This window comes from Rhizobium sp. B230/85, from assembly GCF_019355735.1.
Taxonomy (GTDB): Bacteria; Pseudomonadota; Alphaproteobacteria; order Rhizobiales; family Rhizobiaceae; genus Rhizobium; species Rhizobium rhododendri.
This window is the reverse complement of the sequence record NZ_CP072157.1, coordinates 1,259,312-1,277,109: the sequence shown is the minus strand read 5'-3', so window position 1 is coordinate 1,277,109 and position 17,798 is coordinate 1,259,312. Positions and strand designations below refer to the sequence as shown.

Annotated in this window: 14 protein-coding genes; 11 read left to right on the top strand and 3 right to left on the bottom strand. The window is 62.1% G+C overall.

What is annotated here, in order from left to right; translation table 11 throughout:
• Nucleotides 1-158 precede the first annotated feature (158 nt).
• From hflK to J5289_RS23830, 8 genes are all read left to right on the top strand, one after another.
• Complete coding sequence (hflK, locus tag J5289_RS23865) at nucleotides 159-2,177, top strand: protease modulator HflK (protein ID WP_209207121.1); 2,019 nt, start codon at nucleotides 159-161, stop codon at nucleotides 2,175-2,177.
• The gene (hflC, locus tag J5289_RS23860; RefSeq protein ID WP_209207122.1) at nucleotides 2,174-3,199 is read left to right on the top strand and encodes a protease modulator HflC; all 1,026 of its coding nucleotides are present in this window, start codon (nucleotides 2,174-2,176) and stop codon (nucleotides 3,197-3,199) included. Before hflK ends, hflC begins: the two co-directional genes overlap by 4 nt.
• Before the next feature lies 1 nt (nucleotide 3,200).
• Nucleotides 3,201-4,241, top strand: a complete 1,041-nt coding sequence (locus tag J5289_RS23855; RefSeq protein ID WP_209207123.1) for an SPFH domain-containing protein — start codon at nucleotides 3,201-3,203, stop codon at nucleotides 4,239-4,241.
• Entirely contained in the window at nucleotides 4,238-6,211 is a 1,974-nt protein-coding gene (locus tag J5289_RS23850; protein ID WP_209207124.1) for a heavy metal translocating P-type ATPase, read from the top strand. Before J5289_RS23855 ends, J5289_RS23850 begins: the two co-directional genes overlap by 4 nt.
• Nucleotides 6,212-6,342: 131 nt before the next feature.
• Nucleotides 6,343-7,971, top strand: coding sequence for a Na+/H+ antiporter (locus tag J5289_RS23845; RefSeq protein ID WP_142830943.1), 1,629 nt, complete (start codon nucleotides 6,343-6,345; stop codon nucleotides 7,969-7,971).
• A gap of 97 nt (nucleotides 7,972-8,068) precedes the next feature.
• Nucleotides 8,069-8,731, top strand: a complete 663-nt coding sequence (locus tag J5289_RS23840; RefSeq protein ID WP_143123131.1) for a DUF2161 domain-containing phosphodiesterase — start codon at nucleotides 8,069-8,071, stop codon at nucleotides 8,729-8,731.
• Nucleotides 8,732-8,852: 121 nt separating this feature from the next.
• Entirely contained in the window at nucleotides 8,853-9,866 is a 1,014-nt protein-coding gene (gene rsgA / locus J5289_RS23835; RefSeq protein WP_244615393.1) for a ribosome small subunit-dependent GTPase A, read from the top strand.
• A gap of 186 nt (nucleotides 9,867-10,052) precedes the next feature.
• The gene (locus J5289_RS23830; RefSeq protein WP_209207125.1) at nucleotides 10,053-11,276 is read left to right on the top strand and encodes an MFS transporter; all 1,224 of its coding nucleotides are present in this window, start codon (nucleotides 10,053-10,055) and stop codon (nucleotides 11,274-11,276) included.
• 135 nt (nucleotides 11,277-11,411) lie between these two features.
• Here J5289_RS23830 and J5289_RS23825 read toward each other — a convergent pair whose 3' ends face one another.
• The 3 genes from J5289_RS23825 to J5289_RS23815 are packed head-to-tail and all read right to left on the bottom strand — an operon-like array spanning nucleotide 11,412 to nucleotide 14,414.
• Nucleotides 11,412-12,053 (bottom strand): ThuA domain-containing protein, encoded by a 642-nt coding sequence (locus tag J5289_RS23825; protein ID WP_142830939.1) that lies wholly within the window; start codon nucleotides 12,051-12,053, stop codon nucleotides 11,412-11,414.
• 17 nt (nucleotides 12,054-12,070) lie between these two features.
• Nucleotides 12,071-13,171: a Gfo/Idh/MocA family protein gene (locus J5289_RS23820; RefSeq protein ID WP_209207126.1), complete on the bottom strand. Its 1,101-nt coding sequence runs from the start codon at nucleotides 13,169-13,171 to the stop codon at nucleotides 12,071-12,073.
• A gap of 37 nt (nucleotides 13,172-13,208) precedes the next feature.
• The gene (locus tag J5289_RS23815; RefSeq protein ID WP_142830937.1) at nucleotides 13,209-14,414 is read right to left on the bottom strand and encodes an ROK family transcriptional regulator; all 1,206 of its coding nucleotides are present in this window, start codon (nucleotides 14,412-14,414) and stop codon (nucleotides 13,209-13,211) included.
• Nucleotides 14,415-14,620: 206 nt separating this feature from the next.
• Here J5289_RS23815 and J5289_RS23810 point away from each other — a divergent pair, with 206 nt between their 5' ends.
• From J5289_RS23810 to J5289_RS23800, 3 genes are all read left to right on the top strand, one after another.
• Nucleotides 14,621-15,931, top strand: a complete 1,311-nt coding sequence (locus J5289_RS23810) for an ABC transporter substrate-binding protein (RefSeq protein WP_374108605.1) — start codon at nucleotides 14,621-14,623, stop codon at nucleotides 15,929-15,931.
• A 72-nt stretch (nucleotides 15,932-16,003) separates the two neighbouring features.
• Entirely contained in the window at nucleotides 16,004-16,942 is a 939-nt protein-coding gene (locus J5289_RS23805) for a carbohydrate ABC transporter permease (protein ID WP_209186416.1), read from the top strand.
• Nucleotides 16,935-17,783 (top strand): carbohydrate ABC transporter permease, encoded by an 849-nt coding sequence (locus J5289_RS23800; RefSeq protein ID WP_142830934.1) that lies wholly within the window; start codon nucleotides 16,935-16,937, stop codon nucleotides 17,781-17,783. Before J5289_RS23805 ends, J5289_RS23800 begins: the two co-directional genes overlap by 8 nt.
• Nucleotides 17,784-17,798 lie beyond the last annotated feature (15 nt).

Below are 17,798 nucleotides of genomic sequence, written 5' to 3'. Positions count from 1 at the left end.
TGGCTTCGCACCCACCTTACTGCCGCGAAATTGAAGCGCTGCACGCGACAGGGTCTAGCATCGGGGTCGGAAGGCGCCTAATAATCTGGCCGCCGATCGGGTCATCCTGCCGGTCTAATGTATTCAGATACACGCGGCGTCGTGCTCGAACAGTGCAGATGAACAAGTCCTTCGGCAACCCGGACAACAATCCGGACACATCCCCGCGATATCAGCGCGCTGCAATCCAGGCCCGTGCCCTCTCGACGCATGGCGGGCGGGTATGGCTCGCTGCGGCCGTCTTGCTCATTGCCAGTTGGGCAACCGGCGCATTTGCCCCCGCATCGATCTGGCCGACCTTCTTTGGCTGTAACGCCGCAGCCCTGATGCTGTTTGCGACCGGGCTGCGATCCGCCATCGAGGTGGCCGATTGGCGTCGGCGAAAGGCCGGGCTTTCGAGCCTGGCAGCACCGGCGTGGTCGCAGCATCTGCGCGGCCTGCTACTACGACCATGGAACACGACAGAGCCCGGCGACGGCCCGTCGCAGGATCGTATCGAGCGTCTCAGCGGCAAGATCGCCATGCTCGCCGCCTCCTCCATACACCGCCTCGGTGCACGCGCAGCATCGCTTGCAGCCCTTGCTATTCTTTCGATGCTCGTTGCCTTCGACACTCTTTCCTGGGTCGCCCAGCCGTTTTTCCTCGGCCCCATGGCCTACACGATCAGCGGCCTCTGCCTGGTTCTCGCCTTCGGACTGCTGGTGGTCGAGCGCGGCTTTGCCGCCGCCGATGCCGACGAATGGCCCGAAGCCCAATCGCTGATGCTCCTCGCGCGGCTGCCGATCGTCACACTGTCGCTTTCGGCATTTTCCCTGCTGCTGGTGGGCTCCGGCTATCTCTGGGCCGTCAAGGTGCCGGCCCTGCTTGCCTTCCTGTCGATACTGGTGGGACTGGAGTTTCTCGTGCGCGCCGTCGTTGCGATGTTCGGCCCGCAGAGCGATGAACGGCCGCCGCAATTGCTTGCCGAGAGCCTATTTGCCGGCATCTTGCGCTGGCCGCCACGCCCGCTGACAGCGTTGCAGGCGGAATTGCGCAGCCGGCATGGCATCGATCTGCGGCAGATCTGGGCATTGACCTTCATCGGCAGGACTTTCCCCGCCGTCGCGCTGGCCATTGCTGTCGTCGGCTGGCTTCTCAGCGGCGTCACTGCGGTGCCGATGAGCGGGCGCGGCATCTACGAGCGTTTCGGAAGACCCATCGCGGTCATCCATTCCGGCCTGCATGTCGGGCTACCCTGGCCCTTCGGACGGACCGTCTCTGTCGAAAACGGCATTGTCCACGAACTCGCAACCTCCTTCGTCAGCGACGGCAGCGATTTATCGGCGCCCGATGCCGAGGGACCCGCACCGAGCGGTGCCAACAGGCTGTGGGATGGAACCCATGTCAGCGAGAAGTCGCAGATTATCGCCAGCCGGTCCGAGGGCAAGCAGAGCTTCCAGATCGTCAATATGGACGTGCGCTTCGTCTACCGCATCGGTCTGTCCGACCGGGCAGCCCTCGACGCCACCTATCACACGGCCGATATCCCGGCGCTGATGGAGGCGACGGCCAGTCGCGTGCTGGTGCATGATTTCGCCGTCCGGACCCTCGACGATGTGCTGGGCTCAGGCCGGCTGGAGATGGCGGACGAAATTGCCGCTGCCATCCGGACTGACCTCGATCGTCTTCAGAGCGGCATAGAAGTGCTGGCGGTGGTGGTCGAAGCCATTCACCCGCCGGCAGGCGCCGCAAATGCCTACCACGCCGTCCAGGCCGCCGAAATCACAGCGCAGGCGCTGGTCGCCCGCGAGCGCGGTTTTGCCGCCCAATCGGCCAATGAGGCGCAGCGCATCGTCAGCCTCGGGCGCGACAAGGCAACAGCCACGGCACGTGAAAGCGTTGCTGCCGCAGACGTCGCCAGGCTGCGGTTCGAGGCCGAGCAGACCGCTTACCGCAACGTTGGCCGGGTCTTCCTCGACGAGGCCTATTTCACCCAGCTGACATCGGGGCTGGGCCAGGCCAAGGCGCTCATCCTCGACCATCGTATCGGCGGAGAGATAGCGCCGACCATCGATCTCAGAAGCATGACGATGCCGATTGACCCGGACGCGGCCCCCAAGGCCAGCGCCCCCGCAGGAAACGACGAGGTCGAGCCATGACCCATGTGCATCAGCACGAAGATCACGATCACAATCATCACCACGACCATCATGAGCACGGCAGCGAGGCGATGCCCTTCCGGTGGTATCGGGTCGTGCTCGCCGTCGGACTGGCGCTGATCGTCGTCGCTGCGGCCTGCGTCGTCCAGGTTCGCTCCGGCGCAGCCACGATCATCACGCGCTTCGGAAATCCGACCCGCGTCCTGATCGAGCCGGGTTTGGCGTTGCGCTATCCTCTGCCCTTCGAAACGACGATCGATGTCGACCTGCGCGCCAAGTCCACGTCGAGCGGGCTGCAGGATGTCGGCACCAGGGACGGGTTGCGTGTGATTGCCGAGGTCTACGCGATCTGGCAGGTCCCGCCGGATGCGGAAGACGTAAAGCGCTTCGTTCGCTCGGTGGAAAACCAGCCCGACCAGGCTGCAGCCCAGATCCGCACGTTTCTCGGTTCCTCGCTCGAAACCGTGGCTGCCAACTACGACCTCTCGGCGCTGATAAACCCAGATCCTTCAAAGCTACAGATTTCGGCTCTGGAATCGCGGCTGAAGGACCAGATTGCCCAATCATTGCTTGATACTTATGGCGTCCGCGTTGTCGAGGTCGGTATCGAGCGCCTGACGCTGCCATCGGTGACGCTGGATGCGACCGTCGACCGGATGCGCGCCGAGCGTGAAACGATTGCGACAGAGCGGGCTGCGGTTGGCAAGCGACAGGCGGCGGAAATCCGCTCTGCAGCCGAACGGGACGCGCGGGTGATGCAAGCCGACGCATCGGTCAAGGCCGCCGATATCGAAGCCAGGTCCCGTGTCGAGGCTGCCAAGATTTACGGGGCGGCCTACAAGACCGCGCCCGAACTCTACGAGATGCTCCGATCACTGGATACGCTGGCAACGATCGTCAACGCCAACACGCGGCTGATCCTGCGCACCGATGCTGCGCCGTTCCGGGCCCTGATAGACGGACCGCCGGTCTCGGCTCCACGCGCCCCGACACCGCCTTCGCCAGATCCCGGGAAGCAGTAACATGTCCGGCATGCGACAAAGCAAAGCGGCGCCGCATATACAGGCCGTGCGGCTCGCCTTCATGGCGATGTTCGGCATTATGCTGATAGCCGCGATCTCCTGGGCGACGTCGAATATCCGCCAGATCCCGCCCCAGAGCCGCGCTGTCGTGATGCGTTTCGGCGCCTTGAACCGCGTCCAGAACGCCGGCCTGACGCTCGCCTGGCCACAGCCTTTCGAGCGGGTTTTGCTGGTACCCGATGCTGCTCAGGTGATTGAGCGCAAGGTCGAAGGTCTGCTGAGGTCACCGACAGCCGACCTCGTGACTTCCAATACAGGTCTCCAGAGCGATGCGGAGGCCGGATCGGGCTATCTGCTGACCGCCGATGCCAGCGCCGTTCATCTCGATGTGAGGGTCTTCTATCGCGTCACCGATCCTGTGGCCTACGTCCTCCAGGGCGCTCATGTGATACCGGCGCTGGACCGGCTTGCGACACGCAGCGCGGTGATGGTCTGCGCCTCCCGCGATCTCGACAGCATTCTTGTCGCCAGGCCCGAGCTGGTCGCCGCCGACAGCGGGGTTGCCGAGAGGCGCGAACGGCTGCGGGCCGACCTGGTCATCGGCATCAACGACGGCCTTCGCGCGCTGGCAACGCAGGGCCTCGGGCTTGGCATCGAGGTTGAACGAGCAGACGTCCAGTCGTCATTGCCAGCTTCAGCCGTTGCAGCCTTCGACGGCGTACTGACCGCCAGCCAGCAGGCGGAGCAGGCCATCGCTGCCGCCCGTAACGATGCCGCAAAGCAGAACCAGGCGGCTGCGCAGGCCGCCGATCTCGTCGTCAAGCTGGCCCAGGCGCAGGCAACCGAGCGCGTCGGCAAGGCCCGCACCGACACAGCCACGATCACCGGTCTTGCGACCACGCAAGGCAGAAACAGCGACCCCGGCCTGCTGCAGCGCCTCTACCGCGCAAGGATCGCAACCATCCTGTCGCAGGCGGGCTCCGTCGTCACCGTCGATCCGCGCGACGATGCCCGCCTCATTCTGCAGGGAGTGGAAAAATGAGCGAGGCATCTGGACATTCGCATCATGGTCACGGGTCCCATCACGGCCACGGGCATTCGCACGCGCACAGCCAGATCTTCGGCACCGGCCTGCTGACGGCGAACGAAAAGAGAAGCGCCGGTTTCCAGCTGCTGCTGGCCATGGTAGCCGTCGGGCTGCTGGTGCTGGGCCTCGGCTGGCGATGGCTCCTGCCCGACGAGGCCGGCATCGGCCAGCTGTTGTTTGCCGCAGCATCGATCATCGTCTCCGTGCCTGTCATCCGTTCGGCATGGCACAGCCTGCGCCATCCAAGCCTGCACGGCATCACAGACCAGCTGATCGCGCTGGCGATGCTCGCCGCCTGGGCCACGGGCGACCTTCTGACCGCAGCATTGCTGCCGATCATCATGATCTTCGGCCACGTGCTGGAGGAGCGAAGTGTCATCGGGTCGAAGGAGGCGATGGACGCCCTGGCGCAGCTGACCCGCAGCCTCGCCCGCCGGGTAACTTCCGATGGCAACATCGAGGAGATCGACAATGCGTCGCTAAAGCCCGGCGACATCGTGGAAGTCAGGGCCGGCGACCGCGTTCCGGCGGATGGCCGCGTCGTCGAGGGCCAGGCCAGTCTCGACACCGCGCCGATCACCGGCGAAGCGGTGCCTCTCGAAGTCAGTCTCGGCATGGACATTTTCGGCGGCGCAATCAATCTCGATGGATTGCTGCGTCTCGAGGTGACGCGCACCGGCGAGCAGTCGACCCTCGGCAAGGTCATCGCCCTGATGCAACGCGCCGAAAATGCCAAGCCGCCGATCACGAGGCTGCTCGAGCGCTATGCCTACCAGTATCTTTCACTGGTGCTGATGATTGCGGCCCTTGCCTGGTTCCTCACCTATGACGACCAGATCATGCTTGCCGTGCTGGTTGCTGCCTGCCCTTGCGCCCTCGTCCTGTCCGCTCCGGCCACGGCCGTTGCCGGCATTGCGGTGGCGGCAAGGCACGGCATCCTCATTCGCGGCTCCGCCTTCCTTGAGGAACTGGCCGACCTGACATCGGTGGTAATCGACAAGACGGGAACACTGACCTACGGGCAACTGCGTCTGCAGCAGATGAATGCCGTTAGCGACGCGGAACGACCGGCCCTGCTGGCTCTTGCCGCCTCGCTCGGCGCTGCCAGCAGCCACCCTGTCAGTCGCGCCCTCGCCTCGCTCGTGCCGCAGGCCAGCTACCTACCGCTGACCGGCCTGCGCGAGGTCCAGGGGCTTGGTGTCGTAGCGATGACCGAAGGCGGCGAAGCGGCACTCGGCCGGGCGGAATTGTTTACCCGACTTTCGGTCGCGGCACCCTCGCCGCCCGATCACGACGGCCCGATAGCCGGCCTATCGCTCGATGGACGCTTTGCCTGCTGGCTGCTGCTGTCGGACACCATCAAGCCGGAGGCCTCGGTGGCGATGGCCGATCTGCGTGACCTTGGCCTAGCCCGGCAATTGCTGCTGACAGGCGACCTTCGGTCGGTGGCAGACACCCTGGCAGCCGAAGTCGGCATCACCGATATTGCGGCGCAGGCACTGCCGGAAGACAAGCTAATGCGGGTGTCGCGCGAAATCAGCAGCGGTTTCCGGCCGATGGTCGTCGGCGATGGCATCAACGATTCGCTTGCACTGAAGGCTGGCGTCGTCGGCGTGGCGATGGGGGTCGGCGGATCGGACATCGCGCTTGCCTCGGCGGATATCATCCTGATCGGCAGTGATCTGCGCAGGCTCGGCACGTCTGTCCGCCTCAGCCGCCTTTGCCGCCAGACCTTGCAGACCAATGTCGTCATCGGCCTTGGCTGGACCGTCACCATCGTCATCCTTGCAGCCCTCGGCCTTCTTGGCACGGAGGGCGCCCTGGTGGCGGCCATCCTGCACAATGTCAGCACCCTGCTGGTGCTCGGCAACGCCGCCCGGCTGATGCGGTACGACGAGCCGCTGGCGGCCATAGAGGCAGCCTGATCTCGCGGCCAGCGGCACGGCGCTGATGAATTAGTTGCAGAATTTCAGCGCAGGCGAATTGCAATGCAGTTACATTCGTTGTTTTTGTTCGTCCCGACGTGAACTGTGCAGAACCGAAGGACGAGCATCTCTTGGACGTCATCACCACAGCCCTCGTTTTGTTGCTGGCCATCGTCGTCAGCGGCCTGGTGTCGCGGGTTATCCCGATAACACTGCCTTTGCCGCTTATCCAGATCGTGCTTGGCGCAGCGATCGGCCTGTCGGCAAATCTCAGCGTCACGCTGGAACCGGATATCTTCTTTCTGCTGTTCCTGCCGCCGCTGCTGTTTCTCGACGGATGGCGCATTCCGCGCGAGGAGTTGATACGGGACCGGAACATCGTTCTTGAACTGGCGCTCGGGCTGGTCGTCTTTACGGTTCTTGGCGTCGGACTTTTTGTCCACTGGCTGATACCTGCCATGCCACTGGCCGTCTGCTTCGCGCTCGCAGCCGTTGTTTCTCCGACCGACCCGATTGCCGTATCGGCCATTGCCAAGCGCGTGAAGATCCCGCCGCGGATGATGCATATCCTCGAGGGCGAATCGCTTCTCAACGACGCATCCGGCCTCGTCTGCCTGCGCTTTGCCATCGCTGCCGCCCTGACCGGCACGTTTTCGCTCTATGACGCAACGTTGAATTTTCTCTGGGTAGCGATTGGCGGGCTGGTGATCGGCATCGCGGTCACCTGGACGATCAACGCGGTCAGTACGCGCCTTTCGCAGCGCTACGGCGAGGAGAGCGGCTCGCAGATCCTGGTGAGCCTGCTTATGCCGTTTGCCGCCTATCTGCTGGCGGAGCATCTGAAGTGCTCCGGGATCCTCGCGGCTGTCTCTGCCGGGGTAACGATGAGCATCGCGGAGAATTCGGGCCGGGCCATGGCCATCACCCGCGTTCGCCGCAGTGCCGTGTGGGACATGATCGCCTTTGCCTTGAACGGCACCATCTTCGTCCTTCTCGGCGAGCAACTGCCGGGCATCCTGTCGCGCGCCGACCAGACGGTAAAGCTGACCGGCCACGAAAACCCGTGGTGGCTGCTGGCCTATGTCCTCGCGCTGACGGTCAGTCTTGCCAGCCTGCGTTTCGTCTGGGTCTGGGTGTCGCTGCAACTGACGCTGCTTCGGGACAAGCGGCGACACGATTCGACGAGTTCGCGCATTGTCGCGGCCTTTTCCGTCGCCGGCGTGCGAGGCGCACTGACGCTGGCCGGCGTGCTGACCCTGCCCTTGACCATGAACGACGGATCGATTTTTCCGGGACGCGACCTTGCGATATTCCTCGCCATGGGGGTCATCGTCTTTTCGCTGATCGCCGCCACCGTGTTCCTACCGCCACTACTGCGCAACCTGGAGCTACCGAAGGAAACCAAGCGGGAAGAGGATGAGGACGCAGCCCGAATCGCTGCGGCGCAGGTCGCCATGAAGGAAGTCGAGGAGGTCCAGCACAATCTTGCCAAGGGCAAGGACGACACCGACCTCTATGTCGAGGCCGCAGCGCGGGTCACCGAATTCTATCGGCGGCGGCTGGAAATCCATACGGGTGCCGAAGATGAGGGCTCGACGTCGCGCGAGATCGCCAAGATCGAAATGCAGTTGCGGCTGGCGGCAGTCCGGGCCGAACGCAGCGAGATTTTCCGCAAGGTCCGCGCCCGCGAGCTCGGCAGCGCGACTGGCCGGAAACTGGTCCAGGAGTTGGATCTGCTCGAAGCGCGCTATCTCAGCTAGCAGCACCTCGCAAGGCGGCATCGGCGCTGCAGGCATTGCGAAGCCGGCCACGGCATTGCAAAAGAAGAGAGACAGAATCACCTAGGTCGGACCCAGCTTGGAAAAAACGCTTTATCTTCCCGTGAAGGCCTTTCTGGAAAGTGCCGGTTACCGGGTCAAGGGCGAGATCGGCGGCTGCGATATGGTGGGGCTCAGCGACGACGACCCCGGCATCGTCGTCATCTGCGAACTGAAGCTGACGTTCAACCTCGAACTCGTCCTGCAAGCAGTCGACCGGGCGTCCGTCTGCGACGAGGTGTGGATTGCGGCCCGTATTTCGGCCAGGGGCAAAGGTCGCGAATCCGACAGTCGCTATCGCGATCTCTGCCGGCGACTGGGCTTCGGCATGCTGGGCGTCTCGGATGCAGGCGTGGTCAGCGTCATCGTCCAGTCGGTAACGCCGATGCCTCGAACCAATTCCAAGCGGCGCTCGCGGCTCGTCCGGGAGCACCAGCGGCGGCGCGGCGATCCCATGCTCGGCGGCTCGACCAAAATTCCCGTCATGACCGCCTACCGCCAGCAGGCGCTTGCCATCGCTGCAGCGCTCGAGGCCGGGCCTCTTCGCCCGAAGGATATGAAACTGGTAGCACCGCAGGCAGGAACGATCCTGCTGCGCAACGTCTACGGCTGGTTCGAACGAGTGGAAAAAGGCGTCTACGCCCTGACCGAGGGCGGCAGGCAGGCGCTGAAACAATGGCCGCAAGTCACGGTCGTCGATTAGTTCTGGACAATGCATCCGCCAAAGTGATTGCCCTTTCGGCGACCGGTCTGCTATCAGCGTCCATGCCCGTATCGAAGAGGAGCTGGCCGATGACTGCAACGCCAAGCCCCGGGGGCAACCTGTGACGGATACAGCATCGCTTGCAGCACTCGGCTGGTCTGAGTTTTTCCAGTCGCAAATCGAGGATGCCGACGCCGGTCTGGAACCGCGCCGCATTTCCGGCGTTCACCGCACCCGTCTCGCTGGCATATCGGAGCATGGGCCGGAGCAGCTCATTCTTGGGCCGCACGCTAATACCGGCGAGTTCGCCGTCGGCGACTGGGTGCTAGCGGAACGCGAGACCGATCTCGTCGTCCGCCGCCTGGACCGCAAGGCGCTGCTGCAGCGCCGCACGGAAGGCAAGGACAACCAGCTGGCCGCTGCCAATGTCGACACCCTGTTCATCGTCACATCCTGCAATGCCGACTTCAATCCTTCGCGGCTCGAGCGCTACCTGGCGCTTGCCAACCAGGCGGGCACCGAGCCGGTGATCTTGCTCACCAAGGCCGACACCGTCGACGACGCCGAAAGCTACAGGCAGCAGGCGCAGGCGCTGCAGCGCGATCTCGCCGTCGTCGTGCTCAACGGCCGCTCTCCGGATGCAGTGGGTGCACTGGCACCGTGGTGCGGAGCTGGCCGCACGGTGGCGCTGGTTGGTTCTTCAGGCGTTGGCAAGTCGACCCTCGTCAATACGCTGGCGGGGCCTGATCGCGAGCAGACCCAGGAGACCGGCGGTATTCGAGAGCAGGATGCCAAAGGCCGTCACACCACCACTTCTCGCTCGCTGCACGCTATCGCCGGCGGCGGTTGGGTGATCGATACGCCCGGCATGCGGACGCTCTATGTCAGCGACGCCTCATTCGGCATCGAAACGCTGTTCGCCGAGATTACAGATCTGGCACCCTTCTGCCGGTTCCGCGATTGCACCCACGCGCACGAGCCCGGTTGCGCTGTCCAGAAGGCGGTCAAGGAAGGCACGCTTTCGGCCGAACGGCTGGATCGCTGGCGCAAGCTTTCCGAGGAAAATGTCCAGAACACCCCGGTGCAGACGGGGCCGCGCGGCAACAAGGTTCCGGGTCGCAAAAAGAAATACTAGGGCAATTCTGTTTTCACGGAGACGTGAAAGCCTCTATCCCTTTGTTTTTACGCATTCCGGACACCAAATCGCCAGGCACTTTTGCAGGAATTGCGCGGATGCGACGGATAGAAGCCCAACCCGGCTTGAGCCAGTCCCGACCCGGCGCTACTTGATCAACCTCAAGTGGACAAACGGGAGGCTGACATGACCGACACAACCGCGAGCACAGCAACGCCGACTGCCGAGGAAACGGTTTTCGGCATCATCATGGCGGTCAGCTTCTGCCATATGCTCAACGATACCATGCAGTCTCTCATCCCGGCACTCTATCCGATGATCAAGGATAGCTACGGGCTCGATTTCACCCAGATCGGCTTCCTCGGCCTGGTCTTCCAGGTAACGGCCTCGCTGCTGCAGCCGCTCATCGGCATCTATACCGACAAGCGGCCGCTGCCATATTCGCTGACGGTCGGCATGGGCTTTACACTGATCGGTCTGCTGCTGCTGGCGTTTGCCCGTGCCTACTGGGTACTGCTCGTCGGCGCCGGCGTGGTCGGGCTGGGTTCTGCCGTGTTCCACCCCGAATCCTCGCGCGTCGCGCGGCTTGCCTCCGGCGGACGTCACGGGCTGGCGCAATCGCTGTTTCAGGTCGGCGGCAATTTTGGCTCGGCCATGGGACCGCTGCTGGCAGCCTTCATCGTCCTGCCGCGCGGACAGGTCAGCGTTGCATGGTTTTCGCTGGTCGCCCTGCTCGGCATGATCGTCCTGTGGCGGGTCGGCGTCTGGTATTCCCGCCACCGCATTGCCAACGCCAAGCGAAAGGTGGTCGCGGCCGTCGTGGCCCTGCCGCGCGCAACCATCGTCAAGTCGATTATCGTGCTCGTATTCCTTGTCTTTTCCAAATTCATCTACATGAGCAGTCTGTCGAGCTACTACACTTTCTACATGATCGACCGCTTTGGCGTGTCGGTCCAGCATGCGCAGATTCTGCTGTTCGTGTTCCTCGGGGCTGTTGCGGTCGGCACCGTTGCCGGCGGCCCTGCCGTCGATTGGTTCGGCACCAAGTTCGTGATCTGGTTCTCCATCCTCGGCACCTTGCCGTTCACCCTCGCACTCCCCTATGCCAACTATGAGGTCACGGTGGTGCTCACCGTCATCATCGGCGTCATCCTCGCCTCGGCATTTTCAGCGATCATCGTCTTTGCGCAGGAACTGGTGCCCGGCAGGGTGGGTACGATCGCCGGACTATTTTTCGGCTTTGCCTTCGGCATCGGCGGGATCGGCGCTGCCGGGCTCGGCATTGTCGCCGACCACAAGGGCATCGCCTACGTCTATAGCATCTGCTCCTACCTGCCGCTCCTAGGGCTTCTCACCGTCTTCCTGCCAGATATAGGCAAAGGTCGCCGCCACCGCGCAAGGCAGGCGTAGGAGTTTAGTGCCGGCATTTGACGGATTGGATGAGATTGACCGTCAAACCCGGTTCCCTTATTCGCGCTGTGCGCCCTGTTCAACTTTCCCTATGGCGCTCGCCCGAGCGCCATAGGGCAGCATTCAGTCCGCCAATCACCTTGCCGCCCAATTCATGCCGCGATGGAAAATCGTTCTCATCTGCGACACCGAAAACTCCTTGGCCTGGTGCCCGAGCGACGAATAGAAGACCCGGCCTTTGCCATAGTGGCGTTTCCAGGCGACCGGCATAACGACACCGTTGATCCAGTAGGCATGCTCGCCGGTAAAGGTAGTCGTTGCCAACACCTCGTTCGATGGGTCGACATGCATGTAGTATTGCTCGGAGGTGTAAGGAAAGTCCTCGATCCCCTCCATGATCGGATCGTCCGGCTTGGTGATATTGACGGTGTAATCGATGATGTTACCGGGATGGGCCACCCACTGGCCGCCGATGATGAACTGGTAGTCGACGCTATCGCGAAAGCTGTCGCCCGCACCGCCGTGATAACCGGCGATACCAACACCGCTCTCGACAGCGGCGGCCAGGTTCTTTACCTCCTCCTTCTCGATCTTCGACATCGTGACGATCGGCACGATCAGGCTCAGGTCGTGGATGGATGGATCGGCAAACGCTTCCGTGCTGTTTTCCAGATAGACCTTGAAACCATCCTCTTCGAGAATGTCGCGGACGATATGGGCGCATTCCTGCGGCTCGTGACCGCTCCAGCCGCCCCAGACGATAAGTGCTTCGCGCATTGTACTGTTCTCCTGTTTCATTGCTCGATCAGCCCGTCCACAAGGGATTCGGACAGGGGAGCGGGACGCCCGGTCTCAGTGGCGATGCTGACCGTACGGCCGGTATCGGACGCGGTCTGGAAGGCTTCCATCACCTCCAGCACATGCAGCGCCAGGCTACCGCTGGCGCGATGCGGTCGGTTCGAGCGAATGGCATGTGCCATGTCAGCAACCCCAAGCGAGCGGTAGTTGCCGTCTGCATAAGGTCCTGTAACCTCGCGGGTCTCGAACTCGCCGCCCTTCTTCAGATATTCCACCGATCCGCCGAAGTGGTTCGGATCGGGCACGAGAAGCGTGCCTTCCGTCCCGTAGATTTCGATCGGAACATGTTTGTGGCCAGCGACATCGAAGCTCATGCCGATCTGTACGATGGCGCCATTTGCGAAAGCCATGACGCCGGCGACATGGGTCGCGACATGCACGGGGATATGCTGGCCGTTGCGCGGCGCGCTGGTGATGATGCGCTCCTTGCGCGGGGTCGTGGCGAAGCCGGCCACCTGCGAGACCGGACCGAGCAAATTGACAAGATCGGTGATATAATAGGGTCCCATATCGAGCATGGGGCCGCCGCCGACCTCGTAATAGAAATCCGGGTTTGGATGCCAGCGCTCGTGGCCGGGGCACATGAAGGTCGCGGTACCACCGACCGGCTGCCCGATGGCGCCCTCATCGATGATGGCACGCGCCGTCTGGTGGCCGCCGCCGAGGAATGTGTCCGGCGCAGCACCGATCCTCAGCCCCTTCGCCGCGGCAGCATTGGCAAGGCGTTTGCCCTCATTGAAGTTGATGCCGAGCGGTTTTTCCGAATAGGTGTGTTTTCCCGCATCGAGCGCTTGCAGGGCGACAGCCACATGGGCCTTCGGGATGGTCAGGTTGACGATGATCTCAACCGCCGGATCGGCGAAAAGCTCTGCGATGTCGACCGCTTTCAGGCCGAATTCCGCAGCCTTTGCCTCCGCCAGGTCGCGATTGAGGTCCGCCACGCCTTTGATATCGAGAATGGGGAACGATCTCATGGCTTTCAGGTAGGCGCCGGATATATTCCCGCAGCCGATAATGCCGATTCCAACTTTTTCCATAACTGCCTCCTCCAAGACCGGTTCGAATTTTTGTGGGTTAGTGCGCCGGCGCGGGCCCTGTCGTGCTCCAGGGCGATTCGTAGAGTTCGCGAAGTGCCACGACCGCTGCTCCCTGTGCCCAGGTCTCATCGGTCGATTGGTCGAAAACAAGTTCGGCGACGCCCCGGATGGAAGGCGGAATAGCCGCCGCATAGGCATGACGCAGGCTGTCGAGAAACGGCGCTCCCAGCGCAAGTGTCGATCCGACGACGATGACGCGGGGCGGTGCGAACAACGTGACGATATTGGCGACGGCCATGCCGCAGGCCTCGCCGGCGCGGGTGGCAGCGACGATCAGTCCATTGTCCTCGCCAGCAATGAGTGTTTGCGCGTGCGCCATGCCGCGCCCAAGCCGGACGGCTTCGGCAAAGCGTCCGCCACTCGAATGTGCACCGAAGATGGCGTTTTCCCCCGCCTGGCTGGAGAGACGGATGGCCCCTTCCGATCCCATGCCAATGACGAGATCTCCGAGGTTATGACTAAGACCGCCAGCGCCACGAAACAGCTGGCCACCATGCAGGACGCCGAGACCAAGAGTTTTCTCCAGCGAAACCACGACGACGTCATCGAGCTCGCGGGCGTGTCCAAACCAGTGATGCGCCAGAGTTATCGCATGGGCATCGCTCTCGACGATCGTGGTAATGCCCAGCCGCTCGGACATTTCCCGGGCGAAATCGACGCCGGTTTCGCGAAAAATCGGGCTGGTGCGGACATGCCCGGTGCGGTGTTCGATCAGCCCGGGCAAACCGAGGCAGACGAGATCGATATCATGGATCGACAGATCCGCATCGATAACGCAACGACGGACCCCGTCATCGATAAGGTCGGCAATGACGCTAATCGGCTGCCGATCGACGCGCAGCGCCATCGTCTGTCTCGACAGCACCTCGCCGCAAAAATCAGTCACCACGAAGATCATCCGATCGGCAGCAATCTTTGCGCCCACGACGCGCGCGGCAGCCGGATTGAGCTCCAGCGCCACCCTCGGGCGACCTCGCGCTGCGGGATTGCGAAGATCGCCCTCGTGTCGCGCTAGGATCAGACCATCGTCCAGCAGGGCTGCCGTGATGGCCGACACCGTCGTCGTCGACAATTGCGTGAGTTCGCTGATTTCGATCCGCGCGATTGGCCCCGCGCGCCGGATCGTATCAAGGATACTGAAACGGTTGATCGCCCGCATCAGCTCTGGGTCGGCAGTTTTCATTGAGACAAAGCAACCTGTTGGACCAACTATCCCGCCGTAGAATTTAGGCCGGATCATGAATTAAATAGAGACCCCACGTTGAAGACTGTCAAGCCTTGCTGCCTAAAAAACAAGTTTAGCGATTGACAACTGTGCAATTTTCCGATGACTTAATCCGCATAAGGGAAAAATGGTGAGGACTTGTCATTCCCTTGGGAGGAGAAATGATGTTTCAGATCGTCGGGGCGAAAGCCCTTCGCGGTAAGCGGACAGCTATGCTTGTCGCTACCACCGGACTTGCCATGATGCTCGGTGCGGCCAGTGCGATGGCCGATACCACCGTCAAGTGGCTGCACCTTGAGCTTGATCCTGGCTATGTCGCCATCTGGCGCAAGATAGCCGATACCTATGAGACCCAGCATCCCGGCGTCAAAATCCAGATGCAGTTTCTGGAAAACGAAGCATTCAAGGCCAAGCTGCCGACGCTGCTGCAATCGAGCGACGCCCCGGATTTTTTCTATAGCTGGGGTGGCGGCGTCCTGAAGCAGCAGATGGCAACTGGCGCTCTGCTGGATCTGACCACTGCAATGAAGGCCAATGACGGCGCGTGGCTGAAGAGCTTCAATCCTGCTGCCGTCGAGGGCCTGACCTTCAACGGCAAAATCAGCGCCGTACCCTTCAAGCTCGGCACGGTCTCGTTCTATTACAACAAGGCGCTGTTCGCCAAAGCCGGCGTCGACGCGACCGCCATCAAGAGTTGGGAAGACTATCTGGCAGCGGTCAAGAAGATCAAGGCTGCCGGTATCGTGCCGATCGCCGGGGGTGGCGGCGAAAAGTGGCCGATCCACTTCTACTGGAGCTACCTCGTCATGCGCGACGGCGGCCAGAAGGTGTTCGACGCCGCCAAGACCGGACAGGGTGAAGGCTTCAACGATCCCGCCGTCATCAAGGCCGGCGAGCAGCTTGCCGACCTCGGCAAACTCGAACCGTTCCAGCCGGGGTATCTCGGCGCGACATGGCCGCAGACCCTCGGCGTATTTGCCGACGGCAAGGCGGCGATGATCCTTGGCTTCGAGAATACCGAATCCAACCAGCGCACCAATGCCGGCGACGGCAAAGGCCTCGCCAGCGACAATATCGGTCGCTTTGCGTTTCCGGCAGTAACGGGGGGTGCTGGTGCCGCGACGGATACGCTCGGGGGACTGAATGCCTGGGCGGTGTCGAAAAAAGCGCCCCCGGAAGCGCTGGATTTCCTAGCCTATCTCAACAATGCCGACAACCAGCGGGCGATGGCGAAGGCCGGTATGATCATTCCCGTGGCGGTCGGCGCCGAGGATGGGGTCACCAATCCGCTGATGAGGCAGTCCGCCGAACAACTGGCCCATACCACCTGGCACCAGAACTTCTTCGACCAGGATCTGGGACCGTCCGTCGGGCGTGTAGTCAACGATGTTTCCGTTGGCATTGTCTCCGGCCAGCTGACGCCGAAGGATGGAGCTGCGCAGATCCAGGAGGCTTTCGAGCAGGATCAACTCTGAAGCCTGTGTCCGGCGGCAGCACGCGTTGCCCGCCGCCGGCCGCAACCTCGAATCTCGAGACAGGCAATCCCTATGACTGATATCAGCGTCACATCGACCGTCAGTGCGGCGGCACGGCCCAAGCCTGTTGTCCGGCGAAAGAGCTCGGCAAACCACGGCCGCCTGCCGGTGCTGCTCATCTTCCTGCCACCTGCCCTGCTGCTTTTCACGATCTTTGTCATCCTGCCGATGGGAGAAGCGGCTTGGTACAGCCTCTATAAATGGAGTGGCTACGGCGCACCGACGGATTTTGTCGGCCTGCGGAATTTCCAGGTCCTGTTCAACAACCAGGCCTTTCTGACATCTCTGAAAAACAACGCGTTGATCATTGTCGTCTCGATCATCGTGCAGATTCCGTTGGCGATCTGGCTGTCAACGATGCTCGCCAACAGGATTGCCGGCGTGGTGATGTTCCGGCTGATTTTCTTTCTGCCCTACGTGCTCGCCGAGGTGGCCGCCGGCCTGATCTGGCGCTTCGTCTACGATGGCGACTATGGCCTGTTCGCGTCGCTGGCGCACCTGTTCGGCGTTGCGACGCCCTATGTGCTTGCCGACAAGGACCTGGCGATCTACGCCGTCCTGGCGGTCATCGTCTGGAAGTATTTCGGCTTTCACATGATGTTGTTCATCGCCGGGCTGCAATCGCTCGACAAGAGCATTCTGGAAGCCGCCGAGATCGACGGTGCTACGGGCTGGCAGAAATTCCGTTATGTTACGCTACCCCTGCTTGCCTCCACACTGCGTCTTTCCGTCTTCTTCGCGATCGTCGGCTCGCTGCAACTGTTTGACCTGATCATGCCGCTGACCGGTGGCGGACCGTTCAACTCGACCCAGACGATGGTGACTTTCCTCTTCAATTTCGGCGTCACCAGGATGCAGGTCGGCCTCGGCAGCGCCGTCGGGGTGGTGCTGTTCGTGATCTGCGTCACCCTCGCCTTCGGTTACAAACGGATATTTATGCGCAATGACTGATATGGCCACATCCATTCGCGTCAGCCCCGGCACCAGGGCCTACCTGTACCTGTCGCTGACCATCATCGCAGCCATCGTCCTCGTGCCACTGCTGACAACCGCGCTCGGCGGCTTCAAGTCGCTCGGCGATCTCAGGGTCAATCCTTTCGGCCTGCCAGCGGAATGGCATGTCGAAAACTACACCGACATCCTGTTTGGCGATCGCTACTGGCGACAGATGATGAATTCGCTGATCATCGCCCTGCTGACGGTGTTCCTGACCGTCAGCGTCTCGGCGATGGCCGCCTTCACCTTTGCCCACGTGCGCTTCTTCGGCTCGGATTTTCTGCTGAATTACTTCCTGATCGGCCTGATGTTCCCGGCGGCAACAGCCATACTGCCGCTGTTCATCCGCATCCGCGATCTTGGCCTTCTCAATACCTATTGGGGCGTCGTTCTGCCGCAGGTCGCGTTCGGACTTGGAATGAGCATCCTGCTCCTGCGGAATTACTTCAAAAACCTGCCGGAGGAATTGTTCCAGGCAGCGCTGGTCGACGGCTGCGGCTACATGCGCTTCTTCTGGTACATCACCCTTCCGCTTTCGCGACCGATCATCGCCACTGTCAGCATCATTTCCTTCGTCGGCAGCTGGAATAGCTACATCCTGCCGCTGATCATGCTGAACTCGGAATCGATCTATCCCTGGCCACTCGGGATCATGGTCTATCGCGGCGAGTTCGGGACACAGTGGCAGCTGGTGCTGGCCTTCATCACGCTGACCATCCTGCCGACCATCATCGTCTTCTTCCTCGCGCAAAAACACATCATCGCTGGCCTGACAGCCGGTGCGGTGAAGTCCTGACAGGCGCAACTGGAG